The organism is Candidatus Similichlamydia epinepheli, from assembly GCF_003056015.1.
In genome coordinates, this window is sequence record NZ_PPEU01000124.1 from 1 (window position 1) to 1,626 (window position 1,626).

1 protein-coding gene is annotated in these 1,626 nt (G+C 40.0%); it reads right to left on the minus strand.

Translation table 11 applies throughout. The features are described 5' to 3' along the window. Nucleotides 1-108: 108 nt before the first annotated feature. On the minus strand, nucleotides 109-1,626 hold a 1,518-nt coding region (locus GCCT14_RS04765; RefSeq protein WP_157952634.1), incomplete at its 5' end, for a hypothetical protein.

The window sequence follows — 1,626 nt, forward strand, 5'->3', positions numbered from 1 at the left end:
TCAAAACGTCGTGTTTCAGAAAGAATGGCCATTGCCACAGATCGTTCAAAATTTTCACGAAAACAGGGAGAAATCTTCTCCAAATCTTCTAAATTTCGGATTTCCATCTTAGAAGGGAAAGTGTAGCACAAGAACAGGTTGGGTAATCCCATCAATGTGGTTTTGAGTGAACTTGCTGCATGTAGTGGTGAGTTGTTTGTTTTCTTTAAGGTGGTCATCTCCGCTGATGAGCTCAATCTCTACTTCGTTAGATGCGAGCTCATGCTCTAGAATTTTTTTCACAAATTGATCGATCATTTTTTCTGATTTGCCTGCTAGCCAAAGCTGGTCTTTGTGGTCTTTTGGGTGTGGTGTCCCTTTGATCACTTGTTCAGCGCTGCAAATTGTGCTCATCACATGACTAAAGAAAAGCAGATGGTCTCCCTTAGATTGTCCAAAGCGTAACCATTGCTGGAGAAGTTGAGATCGAAGACTTCTCAATTGCGGCCAGTTATTCAGAAAGAGCTTCGTTTGTCCGATAAGGACTCGCGTCCCCTTTGAATCACTAAACAATTCGAAGGACTCTTTTTGAGCCGCTTTTTCAATAGATTTTTTCATATTCTCTTCACGAAGAGCGAAGAACTTGGAATAGATTTCAAAAGCATGGGAAGAACCGAGAAGCATCTGTCGGATTTCATCTAAACTAGCTCCTGCAGACCAAGAAAGATGTTCGTGACTGAGTTCTGAAAGAAGAGCACAGACGGCTGTAAAATCGCGTATTTTTGCTTTTGCAAGCAGATCTGTATCATCAAAAATTGCCGCCAAAATGGAAAAAGCAAAAAGTAGTTTGCGTTCTGGAGCAACTGTGTATTCTTCCATTTTTCCATACTGTTGTAGAGATTGATTTTCGAGCTCACTCAAGAGAACACTACAGGCTTGTACATCTGCAATATAAAGCAGGGAAGGGGTAGTAGTTTGAATCGAGGTTTTGTGGTGGTCAATTACACTAATGATTTCTAATTCATGACTAATGTTCGCTTCTAAACGATTAGAAAAATCCCTTAAAGAAACTGTACCGCAAGCAATCATTGCACGGTCTTTTTCAACACAACCAATTGGAAAGAGATTTCCTTCATCTGTGAGGAGAACGACTGGTAGTGGTGTAGTAGAAGAAGAAAATAGATCTTGAAGCCTTGTGAGAGTCGTTTCTCGTGTGACCCAACGAGATGAATGTCCCCAAAGAGATATTTTTAGAAGAAGAGCATTTTGTCCTTTTCGAAGAAAATGAAAAACTTGTTCTGTCAATGAATCAAGAGGCTCTAGAATTTTTTTAATTTCTTGCAGCAGCGATGCTCTATCCGAACCCATCATGGATCGAAGTTGGTGCAAATGCATGAAAAACTGTTTCAGTTCACTGATGCCATTTTGTTCCAGAGAAAGAGCGAGGTCTTCCATTGTAGAAGAGATTGAGATCGAAAAAAGTGATTCAAAAAGTTTTGCAAGATTGGTTTTCGTCTTAGACGTATAACGAAGATAGGTGGTGTCATTCTGCAGTGTTTTTTTTATGCAATCATCTAGGAAATGCTCTAAAGTGTGGTGAGGATCCTTTTTTGCAAGATAATCGAGTAAGGCGATTCGCATCTGTGA